This is a genomic window from Aeromonas sp. R1-1 (genome assembly GCF_040908495.1).
In the GTDB taxonomy this organism is placed as follows: Bacteria; Pseudomonadota; Gammaproteobacteria; order Enterobacterales; family Aeromonadaceae; genus Aeromonas; species Aeromonas veronii.
On the sequence record NZ_JBFODV010000165.1, the window covers coordinates 1 to 6,822 of the forward strand.

Sequence of the window (6,822 nt, forward strand, 5' to 3'; positions counted from 1 at the left end):
AGGGGGATGTGGCCCGTCTGCGCGCCGAGATGGCCAGCGTCGAGGTGAAAAACGACCCGGCACTGGGGTGGCGTGAGCAGGTTGTGGTAGGCGAAGCGCCAATCCAGTTCCCCGATGGTTATGAAACCGTCTTTGCCGAATACGCACACCGTGAGCGGTCTGTACAGCGGGATCGCCTCAATAACCTGAAGAACCAGCTCTATATTCTTGGTCAGCAAATCGAACAGAAAGAGCAGGAGCTGATTGAACTGAATGCCAAGATCCGCACCGTGAATCGCAGTGTGGATTTGGCCAGACAGGAACTGAATATTAGCCGTCCGTTGGCGAAAGAAGGTATAGTGCCTCAAGTGGAGCTAATCAAGCTTGAGCGGCAGGTCAACGAGATGCAGGGGGAGCTGGAGAGCAACCGTCTGCTGACCCCAAAACTCAATTCGGTGCTGCGTGAGACCATCTCCAAGCGTAATGATATTGCGCTGAAGTTCAGAGCAGATTCCCAGACTGAACTGAATGAGAAACAGGGGCGGCTTGGCCAGTTATCAGAAGGGCAGGTTGGCTTGCGAGACAGGGTAGACCGGACCAGTGTGATTGCACCGCTCAAGGGCACCATCAAGAAGCTCAAGATCAACACCCTGGGCGGTGTGGTTCAGCCCGGCATGGATTTGATGGAGATTGTGCCGCTGGAGGATACCTTGCTGGTAGAAGCCAAGGTGTCACCGAAAGATATCGCCTTCCTGCGACCGGGGCTGGATGCCATCGTCAAAATTACTGCCTACGACTTTACAATCTATGGAGGATTGCATGGCAAGGTTGAACAGATAAGTGCGGATTCGATCCAGGATGAGGAGGGGAACTCCTTTTATCTGGTTCGGGTTCGAACAGAGAAGAGTTACTTGGGCGATGAGCTTAACGCACTTCCCATCATCCCCGGTATGTTAGCCAGTGCTGATATCATTACTGGTAAAAAAAGTGTCCTAGACTATTTGCTTAAGCCGATTTTACGGGCAAAGCAGTCGGCACTGAGAGAACGATAAGCCAACAATCTAAAAACAAAACATGACTGGAGATAACATGAAAAAAACGATTGTTGCCATGCTGGTCAGTGGCTGCATCCTGATCCCGAGTTTGGGTCAGGCCCAGACTCTGGAAGAGTCGGTGGCACAGACACTTGCTACGCATCCCAAGATCAAGGAAGCGTTTGATCTGTATCAGGCACGACTCTATCAGCATGATGGAGCCAAGGGTGGCTATTATCCTACGATCGATCTGCGTGGTGGCGTAGGCTATGAAAAAACTGATAGCCCTACAACTCGTGCTCCTGGGTTCAGGGGCGATGATTCACTCACGCGTAAAGAAGCCGGACTCAGCCTGCGGCAAATGTTGTTTGATGGCTTTGATGTCAGCAACAACGTCTCCAGAACCGAAGCTGAAGCCAATGCCCAGCGTCTGGCGATGATCTCCGAAGCTGAAAATACCGCGCTGCGAGTAGCTGAGGTCTACCTCAATATGCTGCGTCAGCAGGAGATTTTGGAACTCTCCAAACAGAACCTGGAAACCCACGAACAGATCCGCAGCGACATCAGCAAGCGAACTGATTCAGGGCTTGGCTCTACTGCGGATCAGACCCAGATTGAAGGTCGTGTTGCCCGGGCCTATTCAAATCAGGCCGCTGCTGAAAACAACTATCGCGACGCAGAGAGTGAATTTATTCGTGTCGTGAACGAGGTTCCCAAAGATCTGGTACAGCCGGTTCCCAATACCGAGCTTATCCCGACCAGCCTCGATAGTGCGCTGAAAACGGCGACCGAAGTCCACCCGACCCTGCTCTCTTCACTGCAGGATATTGAAGCTGCCAAGTATCAACATGAAGGCGCCAAATCCGGTTTCTACCCGAATGTAACATTCGAGGTCGATCAGAACTGGAATGAGGATATCGATGCGGTCAAAGGGCGCAACGATGATCTGACCGCAATGGTGCGCATGCGTTACAACCTGTTCCGTGGCGGTTCTGATGTGGCAGAGAGCAATGCAACATCGGCGCTCTACTCTCAGGCGAAAGACATTCATTTGAATGCGTTTCGCCAGGTTGAGGAAGGCACTCGTCTGGCCTGGAACGCGAAAGAGTCGCTGGCCAAGCAGAAGACCTTCCTGAAAGAGCATGTTGACGCCAGCTATGACACCGTACAGGCATACAAGAAGCAGTTTGGTTTGGGTCAACGGACATTGCTGGACGTATTGAACACCGAGAACGAACTGTTCGAGGCGCGTCGCAGCTATATCACTGCCGAGTATGATGCACTGCTGGCGGACTATCGCATTCTCAACGCGACAGGCAGTCTGCTCAATGCATTTAGCGTCAAACAACCCGCTGAATGGCAGGCCAGGCAATAACCGTTTGTTCATGATCCCGCTGGGATCATGAACGCCAACATGGTGACTGCTGCTGGCAGTCACCATGTTTGGCTAACGCAGGTTGTTGTACGAGCTTTGAGGAGTGCAGCAGTAATAATGCAGCAGGAATATGACGTGACACTCCAGCGTGGTACCGGTAGCCGATGGTGTTATCTTCTCAATGAATGGAGATACCGATCGCTACGCGCTCTGCGCCACTCCTTGTGGATCCTGCTGTTACCCTTCTCACTTCTGCTCTGTGCCAGTCAGCCTCTGCCACAGGAAGATCTCAACTTGATCAAACGGGCGGAGCAGACCTATGGCGCCAGAGCCGGTAAGCGTGTAACCAGTTGGCGTATGTTGGTCATGGAGACGAAGGGCAGGGCCCTGAGCGAAGAAAAAAAGCTTGAGCGGGTTAATAATTTTTTCAATCGGATGCGTTTTATTGACGATATCAAGTTGTGGCGCAAAAAGGATTATTGGGCAACCCCGCTGGAATTTTTGGGGGCCGCCGGGGGAGACTGTGAAGATTTCAGTATCGCCAAATACTCTACGCTGCTCGAGCTTGGGATCCCGGATGATAAAATGCGGATGGTGTACGTCAAGGCTCTTGAGTACAACCAGTTTCACATGGTGGTGGCATATTATGAGACACCCTCTTCCGTTCCGGTTATTTTGGATAATTTGATAGGCTCGATTCGCCCTGCCACACAGCGGCGAGATCTGGTGCCTATTTACAGTTTTAACGGTAGTCACTTGTGGTTGATGAAGGCACGAGGCCAAGGGGAACTGGCTGGTCAATCATCCCGCTTGGGATTATGGAATGATTTACGCAATCGCATGACCTCGGGGCGATTGGCTCGGCCAGTGGTGAATTTGGATGATTAACCTATGACGCTCTATCGACAATTATTAGCCACCATGCTGCTGCTGTTTGGATTGTTATTTGCGGCCACATACTGGGTGCAATTCAATTCAACCCGCACTTATCTTGCGCAGCAACAGGAAACAACGGTCATCAATACGGCAACCTCGCTGGGGCTTGCGCTCACCCCCTATCTGGAAAACGGTGACAAGGTTGGTGCCGAGTCGGTGATCCAGGCCATTTTTGATGGTGGCTATTATCGACTGGTTCGCCTTGATCTGCTGGCATCAAAGGATGTCATCGAGCAGGAAAATACCAACAATATTCAGGGGGTGCCACAGTGGTTTGTGAAATTGGGACTGTTTCCTGAGGTATCTAACGAGTCAATTCTGACGTCTGGCTGGTTGCAGCTTGGAAAATTAAAAGTAGTGGGTCACCCCGGCCAGGCTTATTACGAGTTGTGGCGTGGGATGAGTGAGCTGGCGAGCTGGTTTCTGGTCGGCTTTTTGATCACCACAATTTTGTTGATGAGAGCACTCAACTACTTGCTCAAGCCACTCAAACAGATCTGTGAGCAAGCCGTCGAGATTGAGCTGCACCATTTCGGTCATACGATCCCGGAGCCTAAAACCCATGAATTGAAGCAGGTCGTTCAGGCGATCAACACCCTCTCAAGCAAGTTGGCGTTGCAATTTAAAGAGCAAGCCGATGAGGCCGAGAAATTGCGTGAGCGGGTTTATGTCGATGCCGTGTCGGGGCTTGGCAACCGAGCCTATTTTGTGGGCCAGGTAAACGCATGGATAGCGGAGGCTGGCCAAGGTGGCGTCATGCTGGTTGCGGTCGACATGCTGGATGATATCTATCGCGATGAAGGCTTTGCTGCCCGTGACAACATGGTCAAATCGATAGCTCAGGCTTTGAAAGAGCAATTAAAAGGGTGGGATGGCGCCGCCTTGGCACGGATCTCCGCGACGGAATATGCGCTGCTCTGTCCAACTGACGATCTGACTCAGCTAAAAGAGTTGGCTGAAGTGATTAATAGCCGCATTGCCGATCTGGTGGTGAATCCAATGGGCGAAGGGGATGCGCTCTCCGTCATTGGTATTGCCGGTCGTGATGGCAATGATGATCTCTCTGCCTTGTTGACCAAAGCCGATAATGCGCTTGGCAAGGCGCGCAATGAACGCCGCGGTGCTGTAGTGATGGAAGGGGGGACTGAGCAAGGTTTGATGGGGCGCTTGGCCTGGCGAGATCTGGTACAAGATGCCATTTCACGTCAACTTTGGCGCTTCAAAGCACAACCAGCTTGCCGGTTTGATAGTGGAGCAAGGTTGCATGCCGAGCTGTTTGCTTCTATCTCTCGGGATGGCACAGATTATTTTGCCGGTCAGTTCTTGCCCGCGATTGAACAGTTCAAATTGGGGGGCGAGTTTGACCAGGCGGTGCTTGATGCTTGCGTTCCATTACTGCAAAAACAGTCTGATCTGGTACTGGCGATCAACATCACTGCTGGCTCGCTCTGCTCGGATGAGTTTTTAACCTGGCTGACGCGCTATCTGACCGAACATACAGAGCTCAAAGAGCGGTTGTTATTTGAAATACCTGAAGCTGCCATCATGAAACATAAAGACAACGTGGCTGCGTTGGTGGGCACCTTGCAAGCTCATGGCTTCCAGTGGGGGGTTGACCACTATGGTCGTCACTTCCAGTCTCTGGGCTATCTGGAGGAGTTGTCGCCGGCTTATGTCAAGGTTGATCACGGTTATACCAGTCAGGTCATGGAGCCGGGGGCAGACACATCATTCCTGGCGGCTGTGTGTCGCGCCGCACATAATGCCGGTGTGACCACCATTGCAACCCGCGTCGAAGATCAACATCAAGTGGAACTGCTTTCCAAGTTGCATATCGATGGTTACCAGGGATTTGTTCATCCCGCCTTCCCATTGTCTTGAATTAAATGCTGGAAATGGCCCCGATAGGGGCCTTTTTTATACCAGTCACTTCTCTTTTCGCCATTTTTCTATAACCAACTCAAGGTCGGTCTTGAATGGGGCTGTGTCTAGGGTTCTGATTTGTATTAAGAAATTCCAACTCTTCGATTTTTTTCCGTCCATTTGTTGAATTCCTCTCGAACGTACGCTTTTTTGCAACGGAACAGCGCACTATCTCCTTCTACGGTGTAGACATCAAGATCTGTCACCTTGGAGCAATGGATATGCGTACCCAAATCATCGACAAGTCCGTGGTTGTCTCAGCTATAGAAGGCAATGTGGAGATTGTGCTGGCTGATGGAAGCAGCCGCCCTCTGCAAAAAGGGGAAATTCTCCAACCCGGGGCCAAATTAGCCATAGCGGATGATGCAAAGCTGGCTCTTTCACCTTACGACGATACTCCTGCATCGGATGTTCCGGCAGGTTCCGAGTCTGCTGAACCTGCTCAACCGCAAGTGGCGGCCAGCCAGGAAGGCGCACCTTCAGATATTGCCGCATTGCAAGAATCGATTCTGCAGGGTGTTGACCCGACTCAAAACTTTGAGGCTTCTGCTGCTGGTGGGGCACCAGCGGCCGGTGGTGGTGGCATTGGTGGGGTTGCGGGGGCCAGTGGTAATGGTGGTTTCGTAACAATTGATCGAACAGGCGATGCCACGATAGCGGCTGCAGGGTTTGATACCACCTACGATACGGCCGCTGTCATCAATGAAAATCAGGCCGAAGATTTGATTCTTGAAAATCAGCTTGATGATTTGGGCGAAACCGCCGAGACCCTGGAAGACACTCAGGTCAGTGGGAATTTACTCGACAATAGTACCAATCCAGATGGGCCTGCTGATGCCTCTATCGTTTCATATGACTGGGGTATCAATATCGGAGTCCCTGCCGGTGTTGCTGCCACCATTACCGGAGTGGGCACACTGATCATCAACCCGGATGGGAGCTATACCTTTACTCCGGCTCCTAACTATGATGGCGTAGTTCCCCCGGTGAGCTATCAGGTAACTGATGGCCAGGACACAGTGACTTCAACACTCGTTATCTCCATCACTCCGGTTGATGAAGAAGTAGATCTGGCTGGGCTGGATCGGGAAGGGGGTGAGGTACAAGTCAGCGATACCAATTTAGCGGATGGCTCTGCTCCCAACGCTGCAGCCTTGACTCAAAGTGGGGTGTTTACCTTCAATGCTCCTGACGGTGTCCAGAGCTTGACTATGGGGGGCGTTACATTGATCACCGATGGTCTGTTAGGCGCGTCGTTTCCACAGTCCATTATCAGCCCATTAGGAAATGTACTGACCATCACAGCGGTGACCTACAACCCCGCGACTGGTGAAGGGCAAGTCAGTTACAGCTATACCCTTGGCGATAATGAAAACCATACAAGACCCGTCAATGACACCTCCCTGAGCGAAAGCTTCAGCGTTGTGCTGATCGATAGTGATGGTGATACGGCTAGCGATAACCTTGATGTCACTATTTTGGACGACGGCCCGAGCATCGAAGCCGATGGTCAGCCCGAGGGCGAACTGCGTGTGGACGAAAGCGCGCTGGTGGACGAAGACGGTCAGGCGACGC

5 protein-coding genes are annotated in these 6,822 nt (G+C 51.9%); all 5 read left to right on the forward strand.

Translation table 11 applies throughout. The features are described 5' to 3' along the window. The coding region (locus AB5Y92_RS09510) for an HlyD family type I secretion periplasmic adaptor subunit (RefSeq protein ID WP_368226611.1) at positions 1–1,031 on the forward strand (1,031 nt) is incomplete at its 5' end. 37 nt (positions 1,032–1,068) lie between these two features. Next, positions 1,069–2,388 carry a TolC family outer membrane protein gene (locus AB5Y92_RS09515; RefSeq protein WP_103251043.1) on the forward strand — a complete coding sequence of 440 codons (1,320 nt, stop codon included), beginning with the start codon at positions 1,069–1,071 and terminating at the stop codon, positions 2,386–2,388. A 135-nt stretch (positions 2,389–2,523) separates the two neighbouring features. Continuing rightward, positions 2,524–3,276 carry a transglutaminase-like cysteine peptidase gene (locus tag AB5Y92_RS09520; protein WP_368226615.1) on the forward strand — a complete coding sequence of 251 codons (753 nt, stop codon included), beginning with the start codon at positions 2,524–2,526 and terminating at the stop codon, positions 3,274–3,276. Between the two features lie 3 nt (positions 3,277–3,279). Then, positions 3,280–5,205, forward strand: a complete 1,926-nt coding sequence (locus AB5Y92_RS09525) for an EAL domain-containing protein (RefSeq protein ID WP_128816541.1) — start codon at positions 3,280–3,282, stop codon at positions 5,203–5,205. Positions 5,206–5,462: 257 nt separating this feature from the next. Further along, positions 5,463–6,822: retention module-containing protein (locus tag AB5Y92_RS09530; protein ID WP_368226613.1), on the forward strand; the 1,360-nt coding region annotated here is incomplete at its 3' end.